Genomic DNA, 18,532 nt, shown 5'->3' with positions numbered 1-18,532 from the left:
AGCCGAGCCGAGCCGCGTCGGAGGATGGGGAGCGGAGCATGTCAACCAGGATTCACGTGATTGCGATCGGAGCGCTGGCCGTTGCCTTCGGCGGGGGGCTCGAGGAGCGGGCCGAAGCGGGCCGGGGGCAGCGGGTGGTCGTCGGCGTTCTGACCGACGAGGAGCACCGCGTCACTCCCGAGATGGAGCGGGAGAGCCGGGAGAAGGCCGGGAGCCCGGCTCCGGCCTTCCGGGCCGTCGACCAGGACGGCGAGCCGGTCGACTCCGAGGCGATGGTCGGCGACCGGCCGGTTCTGCTCGTTTTCATCAAGGACGGCTGCCCGTGCAGCACCTCGGCCGAGCCGTTCTATGCCCGGCTGCACGACTCCTACGGCGATGCCGCGCGGTTCTTCGGCGTCATCGACGGCGACCGATCCGTGGCCGCTCGCTGGGTGTCGGATCACGGCACGCCGTATCCGGTCCTGGCCGACCCGGAGTTGGAGATCGTGCGGGCGTTCGGCGTGAGCAACTCGGCCTACGTCGCGCTGATCTCCCCCGGAGGGACGATCGAGGCCCTCTGGCCCGGTTATTCTGAGGGGATTCTCCGAGACATCTCCGCCCGGCTCGCCGGGCTGACCGGACGGCCCGAGGCCGAGGTGGGAGCGTCCGAGGCCCCCGAATTGCCCTACTCGGGCTGCCCCTTCGAGTTCGATCCCCCGGAGCCGGCCGACCCTCCCTCGTGAGGGGGACGGTTGACCGCGTTCTGGTGGTGATGGTGTCGCCCCCGTCCCCGCTCGCCGCGCCTTTGGTCCGCCGAGGCGCCGCGACCGCCCCGAGTTCCCGAGGAGCCGGCCATGAGGCGATCGATTCCCGCGGCGACCCTGGCGACCCTGGCCCTGGCGATGCCCCTCGCCGCCCGTCCGAGGTCCGGCGACGACCCTCCCCCGATCAAGCAGATCATGGAGACGCTCAACAAGGGCCCCGACTCCCTGACCGCCGCGATCGGCCGCAACCTGGACAAATCCGATCCCGATTGGGTCGCCCTCGGCGAGCAGTGCCGCGAGTACGAGGCGAACGTCGAGCAGCTCGGCCGGAACGTTCCCCCCCGGGGAGAGCCCGCCTCGTGGTCCCGCCTGACGACCGCGTATCTCGGCAACGCCCGGGCCCTCTCCGCGGCCGTGAAGGCCCAGGACCGCCAGGCCGCCCTGGCCGCTCACGGCAAGATCGAGCAGGCGTGCGCCCGCTGCCACGTCAACCACAAGCCGTGATTGCCGGCGAGGCGGGGGGAGGAGGCCCGGCCGCTCCCCCCTCCCCGGACCGATCGCCGGGCCTTCCCGGGCGAGCGATCACCGCCCGCCGACGACCGGCTCCGACCAGGGCATCGCCGTCACCAGCGCGAGGGCGCCGGTTCGCTCGTCCTGCAGGAAGACCACAAGCTCGCAGCGGGATGGATCCTGGCCCGGCTTCAGGTCGATCGAGAAGCGGGCCTCCGCCGGCCCGTCGCGCCGCGGCGTGAGCCGCTCGGAGCGGAAGTCCCGGACAATATGGTCCTCCACCAGGGTCTCCCCGGCGTTCTCCCCCGAGGGAACGGCCGTCGACAGCGGCCCCTCGGCGACGGCCACGCAGAGCAGCAGCTCCTTGCCCACCGCCCTCGGCGTCTGGGGGCGGACCGAGACCGACAGCTCCCGGTGTTCGTCCGATCCGGGAGCCGCCTCCAGGGTCAGGGTCATGCCGACCTCCCTCCGCTCCCGGATCTCCCGGAGCGCCCGATCGAGCCGGGCCTTCAGGTGGGGCCAGACCGGGGCGATCCCGTCGGAGTGATACCCGCTCATCGGGTATCGGCCGTTGACCATGACCATCGGGGTGAAGTACAGGTCGGGGGTCTTCGGGTCCTTCTTCTTGAACGCCTCGTGATAGGCCCACTGCCGGCTGCTGTACGCTTGGGAGGAGAAGGGATCGGCCCAGGGGGTGTTGAAGTAGTCGACGTGAAAGGCGAGGGCGACCACCCGATCCGGGCCGTACCCCTTGCGCCTCATCTCGGCCAGCAGCCGCTCCGCGGTCGGGCAGTAGTTGCACCCCTGCGAGGTGTACAGCTCGACCAGCACGTGCCGGCCGTTGGCCTCGACCTCTCGGATGAGCTTCGGCTCCGATCCGGCCGGCGCTTGCCCCGATGCGATCCCCGGCAGCACGCAAGCGGCCGCCACCAGCGCGGCCCGGACTTCGCGGTCGATCATCGCTCGCCCTCCTCCTCGGCTCGTACCGATCCTCCCCGCCCGCTCCTCGCGGACGGTTCCGGTGGGACCGATTCGACGCTCAGAAGGAAGGACGCCGATCGTCCCGGTTCTCTTCGGAAGCCAACCGGGCCCGGCCGGCCGGCGGGCGGAGGCTCGATTGGCCCCCGCCCGGAACCAATCGTTCGCGATGTTCTAGGAAAACAGTTCCTTGACGGGAATCCCTCCGTCGGCGATCTTCAACGGCCTCCCGATTGGGCTCATGTGCTCGATTGTGGGATCGATGCCGAGGGCCTGGCAGAAGCTGGCGAGCAGGTTGGGGACGGTGACGGGAGAGCCGGCGATGTCGGTCCCGTCGGGGGAGGTGCCGCCGATGACCTGGCCGCCTCGGACGCCGCCGCCGGCCAGGGCGACGCTGAAGGCTCGGGGGAAGTGGTCTCGGCCGGCGTTGGGGTTGATCGTCGGCGAGCGGCCGAACTCTCCCATCCAGACGACGAGCGTGGAGTCGAGCATCCCGCGGTCCTTCAGGTCCGCGATCAGGGCCGCGAACCCCTGGTCGACGGGGGGGATCAGCTCGGCCAGGCGGTCGGCCTGGTCGACGTGGGTGTCCCAGTTGCCCGGCGAGCGCACCTCGACGAAGGTCACGCCCGTTTCGACCAGCCGTCGGGCGAGCAGGCATCCCTGGCCGAAGGGGTTGCGGCCGTAGGAGTCCCGGAGCGCCTCGGGCTCCTGGCCGAGGTCGAAGGCCTCCATCCGGGGAGAGAGGACCATGCCGCTGGACTGGCGATACAGCTCCTGGTGCTGAGCCACCACGTCCGCCCCTGCCGAGGCGCCGAAGCCGGCCCGCTCCAGGCCCGAGAGCAGGCCGAGCCTCCGGGAGAAGCGGTCTCGGGGCACGGCCGGCTCGGCGTTGGCCGGGGGCTGGCTGGGGTCGTCCACGTGGAAGGGCTCGAACGCCGTGCCCAGGAAGCCCGCCCCGGAGCCCGGCATCGCCCCTCGACCGCCGATCTGGACCAGATGAGGCAGGTCGAAGCTCGCGTCGGCCAGCTCCCGGGCCGCCGAGGCGCCGAAGCTCGGGTGCTTCACCGAGGCGGTCGGGGCGTATCCGGTGTGCAACTGGTAGGTCGCCCGCTGATGGTTCCCCTCCGTGTTGGTCATCGACCGGATCAGGGCGATGTCCTCCATGACCCCGGCCACGCGGCTCCACCCCTCGGCGATCCGGATGCCGGGCACGCTCGTCTCGATCGCCCTGGTCCCGCCGCCGTTGGGGTGCTCGGGCTTGGGGTCGAACGTCTCGAACTGGCTGGGGCCGCCGTTCATCCACAGCAGGATCATGGCCCGATGCCGCGATCGCATCGAGGCCGCGTGCACCGCCATCCGGTCGGTGAACGACAGCCCCGCCGCCCCCATCCCCAGGCCGACCGTCTTCAGGAACCCCCGACGCCGCAGCGCTCCGGCGCCGTCGAGGTCCACCCGCACGATGCTCTTGAGGTCCATTGCGCCACCCGCTCCGTGTTCGAGTCCGATCGCCCGCCCCCGCTCCCGGCTCCCGCCCGGGAGGCGAGAGGAGTCGCGGAGGCCTCTCCGATCAACGAATGAAAGAAACATCAAAGACACTGGAACTCGGACGTCGATCCGCCGTCGGAAAGGCCCCGAGGCCGAGGCTGGGGCCGACCCGAGGCTGGTCTCCCCGTCTCCCTCCGCCGCGATCGAGGCGTCAATCCGACTTCAAGCGATCACCGTCGGCTGATGAATTCCGCCGAGTTGATCAGCGCCCACATCACGTCCTGGAATCCCTCTCGGCGGTCGCCGACGTCGGTCAGGTACTCCAGGCAGAGCCGCTGCTCCTCCGCCGAGGGGGAGCGAGCGAGCACCTGGAGGTAGACGGCCTCCAGCGCCTCCGGGTTGTTGGGGTGCTCGGCGAGGATGCGGTCCAGCGTGCCCCTCGGGCGAGCGATCGCCCGCTCCAGGAGCGGCGAGTTCATCAGGAAGAGGGCCTGAGGGATCGTCCCCAGCACCTCGTCGGCCGGGGTGGACGGATCAACGCCGAAGAGCTGGTCGAGGAAAAACCTCGGGCCGAATCGGGCCGGCCGCGGGGCCTGGGGGCCGCTCGAACCAGCCCGCCGAGGGCCGCTGGGGAAGAGGCCGAGGGCGCGGTCCAGCGCATCGGCGATCTGGTCGGCCCGTAATCGGCTCGGGCAGTTGCTGGCGAAGGGGGTTCGCCCGCTGGCCGACGCCGAGGAGGCCGATTGCCGCTGGTACGCCTCGGTGTTGAGGATCGTCCGGTAGAGCCATCGGATGTCATACCCGCCCTGCTGCCATTGGTCGGCCAGGGTGGCGATGACCTCGGGCGCGACCGGATCCCGGTCGGGCCCCAGGTCGTCGATCGGCAGGTAGAAGGCGTCTCCCATCAGATCATACCAGACCCGGTTGACGAACGCCCGGGAGAACCACGGGTTGTCCTGCCCGGTGACGTACGAGGCGGCCAGCTCCCGGCGCTGCGGGACCGTCAGGCCGGCCGGCAAGGGCTCGGCCGAGGCGTCGAGGAAGAACTTCGGCGCCACCGGAATCGACTGCGACGGGTCGTCCAGGTCGGGCATCCCGTAGCGCGGGACCCGGGGCGGCGAGACGATCTCCAGGTGGTAGTCCGGGTCTTGCGGGCGGCCGACCCGGCGTCCCTGGGTGCCGGCGAAGAAGGCGGCGAACTCGTGGAATTGCGTCCGGGTCCACGGGTCGGTGGGGTGGTCGTGGCACTGGGCGCACTGGATCTGGACGCCCAGGAAGATTCGGGAGACTTCGCCGGCGAACTCCGGAGCGCTGACCCCCTGCCGGCCGTCGAGGTGGGCCGCGGCGAAGGAGACGTTGCCGGCCTCGGTCGTCGGGCCGGTGCCGGCGATCAGGTCGGTGGCGATCTCGTCCCAGGGCCGATTCTTCCGGAACTGCTCGGCCAGCCACGATTCCAGCTGGGGGAAGTTCACCAGCCTCGGCTGCTCGAAGGTCGCGCGATACCGGATCACGTCCCGCCAGTAGCGCGCCCTCGAGGCGGCGAAGCGGTCGTCGTCGAGCAGCAGGTCGATCATCCTGGCCCGCTTCCCGGGGTCGTCGTCGGCCTTGAAGGCTTGGATCTGCTCGGGAGTCGGCGGCGCGTCGACCAGGTCGAGCCAGAGGCGACGGAGAAACGTCTCGTCGTCGGCGACCGGGGCCGGTTCGGTCCCTCCCAGCGCCGAGCGGACCATCGCGTCGAGCTGCTCGGCCGTCAGCGACGGCGGGGTGACGACCTTCTCGGGTCGTTCGACCTGGCCTGCCTGGGCCCGGAGCCGGGCCTGCTCGCGCTCGACGGCGCCGGCCAGGTCCTGCAAGGCCCGGACGATCTCCATCGCCTCGGCCCGATCGGGGGCGATCCGTCCCCCCGGAGAGGCCCCCGGCCGGGGCCGCTGCTGGGCGTCCAAGCGCCCGGAGATCGTGAGGGAGAGGGCCGTCGCCCCCAGCCCGAGCAGGCCGAGGGCCTGCCACCTCGAGATCGCCATGGTCGGGTCCTCCTTCCTTCGAATCGCTCGGGGCGGCCTCTCCTCAGGCCCGCTGTCCCCCCGTTCTGATCCGATCTGAGGATTGAACCCGACCGCCGGTTCTCGGTATCGCTCAGCGCGCGAAATCGCGGATTCGCCTCAGCCGAGCGGTTCGGCGCTGGGGGTGCCCGGCGGCTCGGCCGAAGACGGCGCCGAGGACGCAGGGGGCGGGCTCGCTCCCGGGCGGGCGACCTTCAGGAACCCGGAGAGCGCAACAATCGCAAAGCCCAGCACCAGCGTCACCGACAGCCAGTTCCGGTTCGCGCGCCGGATCCCCTCAAACGCCTTCGATCGCCCGGCCAACGCCGAGGCCAGGAAGAACACCGCCAGCGCCAGCAGAATCTTCAAGCCCATGAGGCCGTGATAGAGACCGTCTCCCCGGTGTCGGGGAAGCGAAACGGCGAGGTAGTTGTACAGGCCGCTGAGCAGAAACAGAGCGATTCCGGCGAAGACGAACCGACGCCAACGCGCCAGCAGCCGGTCGCGAAGGGCCTGGTGCTCGTCCTCGGGAAGTCCCTCGGCGGCGGGAATCAGCACGAATCGGAGAAAGACGCTCCCGCCGAGGATCACGATGGCGGTGCCGACGTGCACCCAGCGCGAAAGGACGTCCAGCGGCATCGAATCGGCCATCGTCGAGGGCTCCCAGTCCGACAGCGGCGGTCATCGCCGGCGGTCGGGCGGTTCGGCCGCACCGGCGAATGATGCGGACCACCGACCACCGGCCGCCGCGACGGGGACACTTTAGAACTGGCCCGTCCTCATCGTCAACGTCCAAGCCTTGACGATCCGGCAAGGCATGCCTATGTCACCCGTTGGAGTCGAATCGGCTCGAGGAGCGGATTCGGGTCGATTCGCCTGGGATCGTCCTCGGTCGCCACCACATCTCGTCTCATCGAGGATTGCCTCATGAATGCCGCCCGATTTTCTCTGGCACGGTTGGGGCTCATCTGCTTGCTCCCGACGATGGCGCTGGCCGACGACCCCCCCGCTCCCCCCCCCGACGCCCCCCTGCCCGAGGGCTTTCCTGCCCCAACCCCTCCCGACACGATCGAGGTGAAGCAGTATCCGGCCTACCGCAGCGCCTGGACCAAGGGAGAGGGGATGACCCAGCGCTCCGGAGACCTCATGTTCTTCTGGCTCTTTCGTCATATCAGCCAGCGAAACGTCGAGATGACGGCACCGGTGATCAACACGTACCTTGACCCCGAGATGGTCATCGATCCTTCGAAGAAAGGGGAACTAACGATGGAGTTCCTCTATGAACATCCGGATCAGGGAGAGCCGGGCCGGGGGGTTGGGCCAGTCGAAGTGAAGGATTTCCCGGCGATGACCGTCGTGGCGCTGGGGCTCAAAGGGGAGATGTCGCCGGAGCGAATGGCGGAGGGAGTTACCCGGCTTCGCCAGTGGCTGGATGAGCACCGCGATCAATGGGTCGCCGCTGGGCCCCCGAGACGGCTCGGCTATCACGGCCCGATGACTCCCGTGCCTCAGCGTCTTTGGGAGGTGCAGATTCCGATCACATCACCGGCCGCGCCAGCCTCCGATCCCGCCTCTCCCCCGGCGACCGAATCGAACACGGCCGCGTCTCCCGAAACCGGAGCGATCGAAGACCCTCGATCCGAATCAGGCCTTTGCTCCGGATCTCGGGCCGAGTGACGGTCGGCCGGCAAGACAGCGGCGGCCGACGGGGACGATCTCCATTTCCAGCGCCCTTCAGACCAACCGGGGAGAACGCGGCGGATCGGGCGGAGGGTCCCCTTGTCATCAGCGAACCGGTTCGAACCGGCGAGAGGGCGGCTCGAACCGGTGTTCGATGCGACCGTCGGGTGATTGAGCCCGCTGAGGTCACGGGACGACCCGGACGCTCCTGAGGTCAGAAGCCAGGGCCCGGGGGCGGGACCATCTCCGGCTGCTGCAGCCGACCGGCCGGAGGGGCCGTGATCGGGGGCACGCCTTGGGCGGGGTTGATCACGTCGGCGCCGCCGGGGCCACGCTCCAGCATCGTGCCGACCGGCGGGGTGAGACCGCCGGCCGGGGCCATGCCGGCGGCGGGAGAGGAGCCATAGGGCTCGATCCCCTGAGCCTGCATCTGCGCCCGCTGCGTCGCGGCCAGCGTGTTCGCCCAGGGGAAGTGGGGCCCCTCGGCGAAGTACTGGACGTCGTCGTAGAGGTACTTGCCGGTGGGCAAGGTCATGCCGGCGTATTCGACCTGGCACCCGACGGCGCCGAACAGGCCGAAGGCGGCGATCCCGGCCCAGACCCCCCGACGACCGGCGCGGATCGGGCCTCCCATGCGGGACGTCGACATCGGTTCGACCCTCCTTGGTCAGAGCGGCGGCCGACTCCGGACCGCCCGCGAGGCTGTCATCCTGCTCGCCGATCCCGACCGGCCTCCGGGCCGGATCCGAACCGCCCGCCTCGGGCGGGGGGCTGTCTCGGGAGTCGGGACCGATCACACCTGAAGTGATCGGCCGATCGGACACGCGATCCGCAACGAAACCGGAACCGGGGCCGGGCGTTCGCTCCCTGACGGCGGCCCCGGCCGGGCCGCCCGGGGGAGTCTCGCCGGCCCCGACGATCCTCCCGGTTGTTCTATCGGCCGACACCCCGGAGCTCTTGACTCGCTCGCCCGGATCCCCCCGGCCGTCGTGGCCTTCCGCCCGGGTCGGGCCTACAATGGATGGGTCGGCTCCTCACGATCCGATCGCCACCCGGGACCGCCACCATGCTCGATAGCATTCGGCATCCACAGCGGGCGCGTGTCGTCCTGCTCGCGGCGACCTTCGCCCTGCTGACCGCCGCCCGCCCTGCCCCGGCCCAGCTCGGCGCCGCGGGGCCCTACGGCGCCTGGGCCAACTACGGTTACTACGGCGGCGTCGGCCCCTACGGCTGGGGCCCCTACGCCTACGGCTGGGCCGGCTTCACCACCGCCGGCACCGGCCCGGCGATGCCCCCCCCCGGCGAGTTGCCCGACCTCCGGGTTTCCGTCTCCCATGCCCCCATGCTCCGGCCCGCCACCACCGGCGACCTGCTCCGGCAGGCCGAGGCCCCCTCCTGGCGCGACCGCAGGAGAGAGGCGCTGGAGATGCACGCCCGCTACGACGTCAGCACCGGCCGGCCCCGGGCCCTGCCGGCCCGGGTGCCCCCTCCCGAGGAGACGCTCGAACGCCGGATCGCGGCCCTCTTCCGCCCCGATGGCTCGATCTCCTGGCCCTCGGGGCTCGACTCGGCCGCCCCGCTGACCCGGGCGCGGGTCGAGGAGGCCTGCCGAATCGCCCTGGCCCAGTACCGCCTCGAAGGCCGCGCCAACCTCACCGACATCGCCTTCGCCCGCCACGAGCTGACCGACTTCGCCGCTCCGGTGCTGGCTCGGCTGGCCGCGACGAACGATCCGCTCTCCTCCCAGGCCGCCCTCGACTTCTTCCAAAGGCTCGACGCCACCCTGATCGACCTGGCCGATCCTCCCGCCGAGGCCGACGATCCCGCCGGGACCCCAGCCCCAATCTCGGCCCCGGCCCCGGCCGACAACGCTCCCGAGGCCCCGCGCTGATCCCGATCTGATCTGATTTGATTTGATCTGATCTGATCTGATCTGATCTGATCCGATCAGGAGGCCGCCGCCCGGTCCAGGAACCGGGTCGCGGCCTCCATGATCCGCTCCTCGGTCGCCTCGGCCCGGGAGAGCTCGGCGGTCAGCCTCCCCTCGCAGAGCACGAGGATCCGGGTGCTGACGGCCAGCAGCTCCGGCAGCTCGCTGGAGGTCATCAGGATCGCCATTCCCCGGGCCGCCAGGCGGTGGATCAGGGCGTAGATTTCCGCCTTCGCCCCCACGTCGATCCCCCGGGTCGGCTCATCGAGCAGCAGGAGCCTCGGCTCGGTCAGCAGCCATCGGGCGATGATGCACTTCTGCTGGTTGCCTCCGGAGAGGCTGGTGATCGGAGCCCGGGGAGAACGGGTCTTGATGGCCAGTTGCCCGATCGCGTCGGCCACCGCCCGGCGCTCCGCTCCCGGCGAGATCACCCCCAGGCGGGCCAGGGCGTCGAGCCGGGCCAGGGTGATGTTCTCGGCCACGCTCATCTGATCGAACAGGCCGAGGTGCTTGCGGTCCTCCGTCACCAGGGCCACGCCGGAGGCGATCGCCTCGGCCGGCTCGGCGAAGCGGGCGGGACGGCCGTCGAGGAGAATCGAACCCTCGGGGGGCTCCGCCGAGGCGCCGAAGAGGCACTCCAGCAGCTCCGTCCTCCCGGCGCCGAGCAGGCCGGCCACGCCGACCACCTCGCCCGGGCGGATGGCGAAGCGGAGGTTTTGCAGGCTCGGCCGGCCGCTGTCGCGGGGGCTGGGCAGGCAAAGCCGGTCGACCTCGAGCAAGGGGGGCCCCAGGTCCGTCCGATCGGGCACGACGATGGAGGTCAGCTCGCGTCCCACCATCCAGCGGACGACCTGGTCCGGGCCCGTCTGGTCTCGGGCCGCGGAGGCGACGAACCGGCCGTCCCGGAGCACGGTCACGCGGTCGGCCAGGGTGAACACCTCGTTCATCTTGTGCGAGATGTAGAGCACGGTGGTGCCCGATCGCTTCAGGTCGCCGATGACCCGGAAGAGCCGGGCCACCTCGGCATCGGAGAGGGCAGAGGTCGGCTCGTCCATGATGACGACCGAGGCGTCGAAGGCCAGCGCTTTGGCGATCTCGACCATCTGCTGATCGCCGATGCGCAAGTCCCCCACGCGGGCCCGGACGGGGATCGGTGTGCCCAGCCTCTGGAACAGCGCGGCGGCTCGACGCTCCATCGCCCGGTCGTCGAGCAGGCCAAGCCGGTTGGTCCGCTCCCTGCCGAGGAAGATGTTCGCCGAGACGGACAGCTCGGGGACGAGGTTCAGCTCCTGGTGGATGATCCGGATGCCGGCGTCCTCTGCGTCTCGGGGTTCGAGGAAGCGGACCTCCCGGCCGTCGAGCACGATCCGGCCGCCGTAGTCGGCGATGGCGCCGGCGAGGATCTTCATCAGGGTGCTCTTGCCCGCGCCGTTCTCGCCGCAGAGGGCGTGCACCTCGCCGGCCGAGGCCTCGATCGTCACCCCGTCCAGCGCGTGCACGCCGCCGAAGCGCTTGGTGATTCCCTCCATCCGGAGCCGGGGAGTCGGGTCTCCCGGGTCGGGCCGCACCCAGGTGTCGGCTTCGATCGGGTTCATGGCGTCTGGGCTCCCGACGAGTCGTCGTGCCCGGTCAGCGGCATGGCGAAGTGGATCTGCCGGGCGACCTCCCGGAAGCCGACCGACGGGTAGAGATGCCGCCCCACCGGGTTCTGCTCGAGCGTCTCGATGCGGGCGACGGTCATCCCCCGCTCCTTGAATCGAGCGACCGCATGTTCCAGCAAGGTCCGGCCGATGCCTTTGCCCCGCTGGTCGGCCTCGACGGCGAGGTTGGGGATCTGGCCGACCTTCGAGGCATCGTCGAACCGCAGCGAGACATAGCCGAGCGGCCGACCGTCGTCGTCCTGGGCCACGAGGATCTCGCCGCCGGGGGCGTCGAGGTCGTCGTCGACGTGGCGTCCCTTGCGCTCCCGCCAGTCCTGGGCCGCGATCGGGCCGAGGAGGCGGTCGATGTTGTGGTCGATCGACACACCCTCGAACGCGGCGATGGTCATGGCCCGGAGGGCGGGGCGGTCGGGCTCTCGGAAGGGGCGGATGGTGATGGTCATGGCGGAGCGGTCGCGTCTCAGCGATCGGGTCGGGCCGCCGAGGCGACCGCCTCGGCCATCTGCCGCATCATCTCGGCCTCGGAGATCCCGGACCAGCAGTGTCCTTCCCCCTCTCCGTAGGCGATGAGGCCCTCGAAGGGAGGGTCGGCGGTCTGGAGGAACGCGTCGAGGCGGTGGACGGCGTCTTCGAGGAAGAAGTTGTCGGCCTCGCCGACCCAGATGCGGAGCTTGCCGCGGAGCTTCGGGCCGAGGGAGGCCCAGTTCTCCTCCAGCACCCGGCGGAGGTCGTAGCGCTTCCAGTGGTCGAGCACCGAGCGGTCGATGGCCCCGGTCTTCGGATCCCAGAGGGGGACAGGCCGGCCGTCGGGGCCCCTCGGGCCGTAGGTCGCGTTCCAGGAGCCCCACTGGCCCCCCGACATCGTCCAGGAGTCTCCCCTCCCGAGAACGTTCTCGAGCTGGCATTCGTCCCGCATGGAGTAGACGGCGGTGCCGTCCTCGCGGCGGAAGGCGGCGCGGGGGGAGCCGTCGGGGGAGCGATAGGCGTTCGCGTCTTCGTAGATATTCACAAGCTGGAACGAGCGAAAGTCGACGCTGTCGGGGCAGCTTGACCAGCAGCCGTTGAAGAATTCGGGGTAGAAGACCTGGAGGGCCAGCGCCACCCAGCCGCCGGTCGAGCCGCCGTCGAGCACTCGGGCGTGGCCCTCGCCGATGCCCCGGTAGGTCCGCTCGACGAAAGGGATCAGCTCGGTCGTGATCGCGTCGCCGAAGGGGCCGTGGTTGGCCGAGTTCACCTGGTAGGGGTCGCCCAGGGGGCCGGCGCCGTCGAGGAAGAGCATGAGGAAGCGCGGGGTGTCGTCGGCCAGCCACAGCTCGCGGAAGGGGGAGCCCTCGGCCATCCGGCGGCGGGCGGCGGTGTACCGGGCGCCGAAGCCGCCGATATGGACGCGAAGCGGGTAGCGGCGATCGGGCTCCCGGTCGAAGTCTCGGGGCAGGACGACCGCGGCTCGGAGGAACATGGGCCGGCCGTGGAAGTCGCTCAGGAGCGTGGAGGGGAGCTTCAGGAAGCGGACGAGGTCCGAGTCGGGCGGCAGCTCCTCGGGGGGCTCGATCCGGGACAGTTCGAGCCGGATCGGGCCGTCCCGAGCCGGGTCGAGGCGGATGGGGGTCGGCGGGCTGGAGAGGTTGCCCGGGGCGTCAAGGAGCAGGAGGTCGGGGTTCCGCAGCAGGACGGCCTGCGCGGTGGAGTCGCCGGCCGGCAGGCGGTCAAGGCCGTTCTCGGGGAACGCCTCGGCCGAGGAGTCCACGGTGACGACTCCGCCGGGGGCCAGCCCGTCCGCGTCGACTCCCAGAACGAGGGGAGCCCCCGGCAGGGGAAGGCCGATGGCGTCCCTCGGCTCGGGGCGGGCCCGTCGGGAGACGATCACCAGCAGTCGGCCGTTGGCCGGCCCGTCGAGCAGGCCCCGGGCCAGGCTGACCTCGAACCAGGGGGCCGCGGCCTCCGTCGGCTCGGCGACGGGAACGGCCGGGAGCGGGGCGATCGGGCCCAAGGGCTCGGCCTCCGGGGTCGAGTTCGGAATCGGGGTCGGCAGCGGGTCGGCGGCTTGAGGTCCGGCCGGGAACGGGCAGACGAGCAGGGCCAGCGGCCAGAGCCACCGGAGCGCGGTCATCGGGGGGCCTCCGTCCGGTCGTCGGCGATCGGGGCGGTCGATCGGGGACCGTCGTATGGTACGACGCCTCCCCGGCCGGCGGAAGGGAGCGGCCGGGCGCCCTTGCGGCGCTCAGGGGGACCCGGCGAAGGCGTCGTCGAGCGGGTCGAAGCCGAGCGCCTCGACGGCCCGGCGGACGGGCCAGCGGCTCCCCCGGTTGCGGGACACGCCGTTGACGATGAGGAAGCCGTCGTCCAGGTCGGCCCAGATGGCACACTCGACCAGGTGGACGAGGTCCCGATCGGAGAGCCAGAGCCCTCGGGCCCAGTCGTCGGGCAGCGTCTCGGCCCGGTTCGAGCCGGGCTGGACCCAGCCGATCCGCACGCCCACGAACGCCAGGTCGAAGGCGGAGGAGAAGCTCCTGCCCAGGCGTTCCCCCATCAGCTTCGAGGCGCCGTAGGGGCCATCGGGCCGGGGGGAGAGGTCCTCGGAGATCGGCCCGTCGCCGTCGTCCTTGTAGCCCCACATCGTGTGGCTGGAGCTGGCGAAGACGAACCGCTCGACCGCCCCGAGCACCGCGGCGTGCAGCACGTTGGCCATGGCGTCGACGTTGGGCCCGACCAGCTCCGGCCACGGGGCGAGCGGGTCCGGGTTGGCCGCCAGGTGGACGACCGCGTCGGCGTTGTGGAAGGTGCCCATCCACTCGTCGTGCTGCTCGGCCAGATCGGCGGCGATCACGTCCGGTTCGTCGGGCCCGGCGTTCCGGTCGAGCAGGATGAGGTCGTAGCGATCGACCCAGGCGGCGCGGAGCTTCCGGCCGATGTGGCCGCAGGCGCCGGTGATCAGCACCGTCGGGCGGTCGCCGACGTCCAGCGCCTCGGCCTCGGGATCGATCAGAGGCAGGCAGGGGTAGCCGTTGGGAACGGGGGAGCGTCCTTCGGGATCAGGACGCCCGGGGTCGTTGGTCATGCCAGTGGTTCACTTGAGTGACGATCCGATGGGATGCCGGAAACCCCGGCAAGGCGAACCGGTTCTCTCCCCTTCCCGGCGAGGGCCGCCCGATCGATCGAGCGGTCGGATCGGCCTCGGCGCGGCTCCCCCGCCGATGAGATCGCCTTGAGGTAGGAGAAGGGCGGAGAATCCGCCGAGAGCCGCCCCGGTCAGTCGCCGTCGACCAGGGCCAGGGCCTTGCAGACGGCCTCCAGGAAGAAGAACTCGCCCCACATCACCGATTCGTCGACCCCCAGGCCCTTGGGCTTGTGGTAGACGCCGTGCTTGAGCACGCCTTCCCAGTCCGGGTCTCCCCAGGAGACGAAGCGATCGGAGCAAAGGGAGTCCAGGATCGTCAGCGCCGCGTCCTGGTAGCGGGCGGAGGCGGCGGGGTCCTTGCAGAGATCGGCCAGTTGCCAGAGGCCGGAGGCGGCGATGGCCGAGGCGGAGCTGTCGGGGATGCGGTCGTCCTCCGGGGCGTCGAAGTCCCAGGGAGCGACCATCCCCTCGGGGCAGCGGGCGATGAAGTGGTCGGCGTTGCGGCGGGCGACGGCCAGGTCGGCCGGGTCGTTCGTGTAGGAGTAAACCGTGCCGAAGCCGTAGAGCGACCAGGCCAGCCCCCGGGTCCAGTCCGAGTCGGCGTGGAGCCCCTGGTGGGTGCTCGGGCGGAGGAACTCGCCGGTGTTCAGGTCGAAGATCCCCTCGTGAGCCGTCCCGCCGTCGGGGCGGACGATCGTCCGTTCGGTCGTCCGGCAGTGAGCCCGAGCGATGCGCAGCAGCTGCTCGTCGCCGGTCTCCCGGGCGGCGTAGAAGATGATCGGCACGTTCATCATGATGTCGATGAACAGGCTCTCCGGTCCGATGAACGAGCAGAGGTACTGCCCCTTCTCCCGGAACCGCAAGGCCAGGGTCCGCCCGGCGGTAACGACCACCTGCTTCTTGTCCTCGTCGCCGGTCAGTTCATACCAGGGCAGGTAGGAGTTCAGGAAGATGAAGCCCAGGTCATGGACGGCTCGGTCGTGCTGCTTGTGCTCCAGCAGCCGGCAGTAGTGCTCGGCCTTGTCCCGCCACCACTCGTGCTTGATCCTCCGGTAGCAGTGCCAGAGGATGCCGGTGAGGAAGCCGGCGCACCAGTCGGTCCACAGTTCCCCCTCGTGCCGCCATCGGCCGCCCCGGGTGTAGCTGGGGAAGACGTCGGGGTGGTGGTCGACCAGCGTGCCGAACCGGTTGGCGTAGTGGTCGACGACGCGGCGGAGGCGGGGGGTCAGGTCGGCCAGGTCGACGAGGCGGGGCTCGGCCATGCTCGGGGCTCTCCGGTGCTCCCGGCGGTGAGGGGCTCGGGAGGGCGGGTCGGGGTCGTTCGGATCCGTCGGGCGGCGGCGGACACCGGCCGGACGGCGCAGCCGATCGTCGGCGCCGGCGCCCCGATCCGGGTCGCGAGCGGCCCGGGCTCCCGGAGGCGGTCGGAACCCGACCGTCCCGGGACCGGGGGGGAGCGGGGCCGACCGGGGAGAGGCCGGTCCTGGGACCGGGGACGAAGATCGGCCGCCACCATAACCGCCGCGCTTCGGATCGGCAAGCATCCCGGCCGAGCGGAGGCCCGAGGCGGTCAGATCCGATCCGATCCGATCCGACGAGCCCGCAGCCGCATCAGGCCCCACAGCGGGTCGATCCGGAAGCGCTCGGCCTGCTCCACCTCGAAGCCCGAGCGCTCCAGCAAGGCCCGGCACTCGCCCAGGGAGAACACCCGGTGGACCGACGGGTCGGTCAGCCGGAGCCAGGCCGAGCACAGCCGGCAGGCCAGATAATCGTCGCACCAGTCGACCAGCACGAGCCGGCCCCCCGGTCGCAGCACCCGGGCCAGCTCAAGGAGCCCGGCCTCGGGATCCCGGAAGCAGTGCAGGCCGCTGACGCAGGTCGCCAGGTCGAAGCGGCCGGAGCCCAGGGGCAGGCGACGAGAGTCGGCCTGCACGAGGCGGAGCCGGCCGGGAGCCATCTGCTTGCGGCTCGCCTCGCGCAGCATGCCGACGCTGAGGTCGACCCCGACGATCCGCAGGCCGGGCCAGCGGCCGAGCAGTTCGGCCGGCAGCGCCCCGGTGCCGCTCGCCAAGTCGAGCAGCCGCTCGGTCCCCTCGGGGTGAAGCCACTCAGTCGCCGCCCGGATCGACCGACGGACGTAGCGCGACCACCGCCGCTCGTATCGAGGGGCGAGCCGGTCGTACTCCAGGCGGACCGCTTCGCTCATGCGATGGCCCTACCCTCCCCGCCCCGCCTCGCTCCGGGAGTGACCCGGGCCGCGTGGTGGGGTGGGGAAAAGAGAGGCGGGGAGTGGTCGGGAAGGCGGAGGCTCAGGGATTCGGCTCGGGGGGCGGGACCTCGCCGTGCGGCTCGGTCTTGCCGAGTTGTTCCCAGTCGAGCTTCTCGAAGGCGCCGACCGGCGGCTCCTGGCCGACGTTGGCCTGGAACTCGGTCGGGATCTTGCCCCCCAGCTCCTGAGCGACCCGGTTGCGCAGCTCGGACATCATCGGGTAGAGGGTGCGGAGGTAGACCTCCTGCTCCTCGGGGTCGTCGGCCGGGCCGAAGCCGAGGTTGAAGGTATCCATGCCCAGCAGGGCGTTGGCCAGCGGCACCACGTCCTTCTTGTAGGCGGCCTCCAGCACCTTGCGGATGTCCGGCTGGCGGGCCATCTGCAGCAGGCCGGCCTGGGCCTTTAGGTAGCGCTCGGCCGCGGCATAGTCGGGGCCGGAGAGCTGCTGCTCGGCCAACGCCCGCAACTGGTTGATGATCTGGATCCCCTTGACGATCGTCTCGTCGGAGACCTCCTCGTCTTCGGGGCGGTTGCGCGCCTCCTCGACCAGCGCCTGGTACTGCCGCTTCAGGTCGGCGAAGGCGGGGGCGCGCAGGGGGGCGGGCCAGGAATCCTCAGCGGCCAGCCGGTGGGCGGAGATCACGACCCCCTTGGAGGCGAACCGCAGCGGGATCCGGCGGATCTGCTCCCCCGTCAGGCTCAAGTCGGTGCCGGCATTGACCAGCAGCGAATCGGGAACCGCGGGGCTGCGCAGTTCGTTGAGGATGGCGTTGAGGGTGTCTCCGCTGACGATGTCGGCCCGGTCGGGGTTGTTGAGGATCCGGTCCTGGATCTGGCTGATCGACTCGTTGGTCCGGCGGCGTCGGGCGGCCGCCTGCTCGGCCTGCTGCTGGCGCCGGATCTGCTCCGACTGCCAGAGGTACTCATTCAGGCGCATCCGGGTGTCGGTCTCGATCGACCGTGCGATCGCCGTCTGCTCATTGAACTGGCCGACGCCGGCGGCGAAGACCCCCATGCCCTGGGCCACGCTGCCGCCGATCGTGCCGGCGCCTCCCCAGCCTCCCCAGCCGTAGGGGTGATAAGCCCACTGGGCCTGGGCGGCGGGGGCCAGGCTGGCCGCCGCCAGCATCGTCGCCGCGATTGCGATCGAACTCCGACGAATCATGGTGCCTCTCCAACGCGAATGCCGGGCGATCTCGGGGGCGGTCGGCTCCCGCTCCGGGGGGCGCCGCGATCGTCGTCAAGGGTTCCGCCACCGTCGGGCCGACTCTGGCGGAATCGCCCCCTCCCCAATTACCCTATCCCGCCCCGGGGTCGCACGCAAACAATGTCGGCTGACGGCCGCCAGTTCTGGCCGCCGACCTCCTCGGGCCGGTCGCCAATCGGCGCTGGTCCCCTCCCCGTCAGACCAAAGTCCCCCCCCGAATTCCAAGAATGTCCCGGCTCCGATCCCCCCGCTCTCGCTTCGGGTGATCCGCCACGGGGGGCCGGGCCGAGGCGGGGGGCCCGTTGCCCCGTGGTCGGCCCGGAGGTACAGTGCGCGCAGGTCGCCGGCCCGCGATCGCCGGGCGATCTCCCATCGACACCCACCGCTTCCCCTCGGGGGCCCCCGAAGATGACCACCCCGACCTCGAGATCCGTGGCGGCCGCGCTGCTCCTGCTGTCCGCCTCCCTGGGCGCCTGGCTCCTGCTGGCCGCCGGCCCGGCCGGGTCGACCGCCGGCGCCTCCCCGGCCTCGGAGGCCCCCGCGCAGGACAAGCGGGCCGAGCTGATGAAGCTGAAGCTCGACTACGCCAAAAATGTCCTGGAGGGCCTGACCCTCGAGAAAATGGACCTGGTCGCCGACAACGCCCGGGAGCTGAAGCTCCTCAGCGCTGCCGCCGAGTGGGAGCCGGCCACCGTGCCCGGCCCGCTGTACCTGACCTACACCCGGGAGTTCCAGCGCCTGGCCGACTCGCTGGCCACTCACGCCAAGGACGGGAACCTCGACGCCGCCACGCTCTGCTATGTCCAGCTGACGATCAACTGCGTCGAGTGCCACAAGTACGTCCGCCGCACCGACCGCTGAGCCCTTCGGGCCCCCGATCCGATCCGGCCCGGGGGCCCGAGCCCGGACCCC

17 protein-coding genes are annotated in these 18,532 nt (G+C 71.1%); 5 read left to right on the top strand and 12 right to left on the bottom strand.

What is annotated here, in order from left to right:
• Positions 1 to 38: 38 nt before the first annotated feature.
• Together TsocGM_RS16410 and TsocGM_RS16405 are read left to right on the top strand one after the other, a co-directional pair.
• Positions 39 to 722: a peroxiredoxin family protein gene (locus TsocGM_RS16410; protein ID WP_126726545.1), complete on the top strand. Its 684-nt coding sequence runs from the start codon at positions 39 to 41 to the stop codon at positions 720 to 722.
• 111 nt (positions 723 to 833) lie between these two features.
• Complete coding sequence (locus tag TsocGM_RS16405) at positions 834 to 1,247, top strand: cytochrome c (protein WP_126726544.1); 414 nt, start codon at positions 834 to 836, stop codon at positions 1,245 to 1,247.
• A gap of 78 nt (positions 1,248 to 1,325) precedes the next feature.
• Here the strand turns inward: TsocGM_RS16405 and TsocGM_RS16400 are convergent, their stop codons facing one another.
• The 4 genes from TsocGM_RS16400 to TsocGM_RS16385 form a co-directional block, all read right to left on the bottom strand.
• Positions 1,326 to 2,213 carry a DUF1223 domain-containing protein gene (locus tag TsocGM_RS16400; protein ID WP_126726543.1) on the bottom strand — a complete coding sequence of 296 codons (888 nt, stop codon included), beginning with the start codon at positions 2,211 to 2,213 and terminating at the stop codon, positions 1,326 to 1,328.
• Positions 2,214 to 2,405: 192 nt separating this feature from the next.
• A complete protein-coding gene (locus tag TsocGM_RS16395; RefSeq protein WP_126726542.1) occupies positions 2,406 to 3,707 on the bottom strand; it encodes a DUF1501 domain-containing protein in 1,302 nt (433 codons plus the stop codon).
• A 239-nt stretch (positions 3,708 to 3,946) separates the two neighbouring features.
• Positions 3,947 to 5,737 (bottom strand): DUF1549 domain-containing protein, encoded by a 1,791-nt coding sequence (locus TsocGM_RS16390; protein ID WP_126726541.1) that lies wholly within the window; start codon positions 5,735 to 5,737, stop codon positions 3,947 to 3,949.
• 138 nt (positions 5,738 to 5,875) lie between these two features.
• Positions 5,876 to 6,406: a hypothetical protein gene (locus tag TsocGM_RS16385; protein WP_199756807.1), complete on the bottom strand. Its 531-nt coding sequence runs from the start codon at positions 6,404 to 6,406 to the stop codon at positions 5,876 to 5,878.
• 276 nt (positions 6,407 to 6,682) lie between these two features.
• Here TsocGM_RS16385 and TsocGM_RS16380 point away from each other — a divergent pair, with 276 nt between their 5' ends.
• Positions 6,683 to 7,432, top strand: a complete 750-nt coding sequence (locus tag TsocGM_RS16380; protein WP_126726540.1) for a heme-binding protein — start codon at positions 6,683 to 6,685, stop codon at positions 7,430 to 7,432.
• A gap of 217 nt (positions 7,433 to 7,649) precedes the next feature.
• On the opposite strand, the gene TsocGM_RS16375 is transcribed toward TsocGM_RS16380, so the two are convergent.
• A complete protein-coding gene (locus tag TsocGM_RS16375; RefSeq protein ID WP_126726539.1) occupies positions 7,650 to 8,084 on the bottom strand; it encodes a hypothetical protein in 435 nt (144 codons plus the stop codon).
• A 417-nt stretch (positions 8,085 to 8,501) separates the two neighbouring features.
• Between TsocGM_RS16375 and TsocGM_RS16370 the strand changes: the two genes are divergently transcribed.
• Positions 8,502 to 9,326 (top strand): hypothetical protein, encoded by an 825-nt coding sequence (locus TsocGM_RS16370; protein WP_126726538.1) that lies wholly within the window; start codon positions 8,502 to 8,504, stop codon positions 9,324 to 9,326.
• 56 nt (positions 9,327 to 9,382) lie between these two features.
• Here the strand turns inward: TsocGM_RS16370 and TsocGM_RS16365 are convergent, their stop codons facing one another.
• From TsocGM_RS16365 to TsocGM_RS16335, 7 genes are all read right to left on the bottom strand, one after another.
• Positions 9,383 to 10,960 carry a sugar ABC transporter ATP-binding protein gene (locus tag TsocGM_RS16365; protein ID WP_126726537.1) on the bottom strand — a complete coding sequence of 526 codons (1,578 nt, stop codon included), beginning with the start codon at positions 10,958 to 10,960 and terminating at the stop codon, positions 9,383 to 9,385.
• Positions 10,957 to 11,469 carry a GNAT family N-acetyltransferase gene (locus TsocGM_RS26095; protein ID WP_158633588.1) on the bottom strand — a complete coding sequence of 171 codons (513 nt, stop codon included), beginning with the start codon at positions 11,467 to 11,469 and terminating at the stop codon, positions 10,957 to 10,959. Before TsocGM_RS26095 ends, TsocGM_RS16365 begins: the two co-directional genes overlap by 4 nt.
• A 17-nt stretch (positions 11,470 to 11,486) precedes the next feature.
• Positions 11,487 to 13,136, bottom strand: a complete 1,650-nt coding sequence (locus tag TsocGM_RS16355; protein ID WP_126726536.1) for an alpha/beta hydrolase-fold protein — start codon at positions 13,134 to 13,136, stop codon at positions 11,487 to 11,489.
• A gap of 111 nt (positions 13,137 to 13,247) precedes the next feature.
• Positions 13,248 to 14,084 (bottom strand): NAD-dependent epimerase/dehydratase family protein, encoded by an 837-nt coding sequence (locus TsocGM_RS16350; protein WP_126726535.1) that lies wholly within the window; start codon positions 14,082 to 14,084, stop codon positions 13,248 to 13,250.
• Between the two features lie 191 nt (positions 14,085 to 14,275).
• Positions 14,276 to 15,406, bottom strand: coding sequence for a glycoside hydrolase family 88 protein (locus tag TsocGM_RS16345; RefSeq protein WP_126726564.1), 1,131 nt, complete (start codon positions 15,404 to 15,406; stop codon positions 14,276 to 14,278).
• Between the two features lie 308 nt (positions 15,407 to 15,714).
• The gene (locus TsocGM_RS16340; protein ID WP_126726534.1) at positions 15,715 to 16,350 is read right to left on the bottom strand and encodes a class I SAM-dependent methyltransferase; all 636 of its coding nucleotides are present in this window, start codon (positions 16,348 to 16,350) and stop codon (positions 15,715 to 15,717) included.
• A gap of 103 nt (positions 16,351 to 16,453) precedes the next feature.
• Complete coding sequence (locus tag TsocGM_RS16335; protein WP_126726533.1) at positions 16,454 to 17,578, bottom strand: hypothetical protein; 1,125 nt, start codon at positions 17,576 to 17,578, stop codon at positions 16,454 to 16,456.
• 450 nt (positions 17,579 to 18,028) lie between these two features.
• Between TsocGM_RS16335 and TsocGM_RS16330 the strand changes: the two genes are divergently transcribed.
• The gene (locus TsocGM_RS16330) at positions 18,029 to 18,481 is read left to right on the top strand and encodes a hypothetical protein (RefSeq protein WP_126726532.1); all 453 of its coding nucleotides are present in this window, start codon (positions 18,029 to 18,031) and stop codon (positions 18,479 to 18,481) included.
• Positions 18,482 to 18,532: the final 51 nt, after the last annotated feature.

It is taken from the genome of Tautonia sociabilis (genome assembly GCF_003977685.1).
GTDB classification, from domain to species: Bacteria; Planctomycetota; Planctomycetia; order Isosphaerales; family Isosphaeraceae; genus Tautonia; species Tautonia sociabilis.
The sequence above is the reverse complement of the archived record's forward strand: the minus strand, read 5'-3'. Positions and strand labels throughout refer to the sequence as shown.

What these genes read in the sequence shown, in the direction of transcription:
- TsocGM_RS16335 (WP_126726533.1), bottom strand. Translation starts at nt 17,578, where the DNA reads ATGATTCGTCGGAGTTCGATCGCAATCGCGGCGACGATGCTGGCGGCG.
- TsocGM_RS26095 (WP_158633588.1), bottom strand. Translation starts at nt 11,469, where the DNA reads ATGACCATCACCATCCGCCCCTTCCGAGAGCCCGACCGCCCCGCCCTC.
- TsocGM_RS16370 (WP_126726538.1), top strand. Translation starts at nt 8,502, where the DNA reads ATGCTCGATAGCATTCGGCATCCACAGCGGGCGCGTGTCGTCCTGCTC.
- TsocGM_RS16330 (WP_126726532.1), top strand. Translation starts at nt 18,029, where the DNA reads ATGACCACCCCGACCTCGAGATCCGTGGCGGCCGCGCTGCTCCTGCTG.
- TsocGM_RS16350 (WP_126726535.1), bottom strand. Translation starts at nt 14,084, where the DNA reads ATGACCAACGACCCCGGGCGTCCTGATCCCGAAGGACGCTCCCCCGTT.
- TsocGM_RS16365 (WP_126726537.1), bottom strand. Translation starts at nt 10,960, where the DNA reads ATGAACCCGATCGAAGCCGACACCTGGGTGCGGCCCGACCCGGGAGAC.
- TsocGM_RS16410 (WP_126726545.1), top strand. Translation starts at nt 39, where the DNA reads ATGTCAACCAGGATTCACGTGATTGCGATCGGAGCGCTGGCCGTTGCC.
- TsocGM_RS16355 (WP_126726536.1), bottom strand. Translation starts at nt 13,136, where the DNA reads ATGACCGCGCTCCGGTGGCTCTGGCCGCTGGCCCTGCTCGTCTGCCCG.
- TsocGM_RS16340 (WP_126726534.1), bottom strand. Translation starts at nt 16,350, where the DNA reads ATGAGCGAAGCGGTCCGCCTGGAGTACGACCGGCTCGCCCCTCGATAC.
- TsocGM_RS16405 (WP_126726544.1), top strand. Translation starts at nt 834, where the DNA reads ATGAGGCGATCGATTCCCGCGGCGACCCTGGCGACCCTGGCCCTGGCG.
- TsocGM_RS16385 (WP_199756807.1), bottom strand. Translation starts at nt 6,406, where the DNA reads ATGGCCGATTCGATGCCGCTGGACGTCCTTTCGCGCTGGGTGCACGTC.
- TsocGM_RS16345 (WP_126726564.1), bottom strand. Translation starts at nt 15,406, where the DNA reads ATGGCCGAGCCCCGCCTCGTCGACCTGGCCGACCTGACCCCCCGCCTC.
- TsocGM_RS16380 (WP_126726540.1), top strand. Translation starts at nt 6,683, where the DNA reads ATGAATGCCGCCCGATTTTCTCTGGCACGGTTGGGGCTCATCTGCTTG.
- TsocGM_RS16400 (WP_126726543.1), bottom strand. Translation starts at nt 2,213, where the DNA reads ATGATCGACCGCGAAGTCCGGGCCGCGCTGGTGGCGGCCGCTTGCGTG.
- TsocGM_RS16395 (WP_126726542.1), bottom strand. Translation starts at nt 3,707, where the DNA reads ATGGACCTCAAGAGCATCGTGCGGGTGGACCTCGACGGCGCCGGAGCG.
- TsocGM_RS16390 (WP_126726541.1), bottom strand. Translation starts at nt 5,737, where the DNA reads ATGGCGATCTCGAGGTGGCAGGCCCTCGGCCTGCTCGGGCTGGGGGCG.
- TsocGM_RS16375 (WP_126726539.1), bottom strand. Translation starts at nt 8,084, where the DNA reads ATGTCGACGTCCCGCATGGGAGGCCCGATCCGCGCCGGTCGTCGGGGG.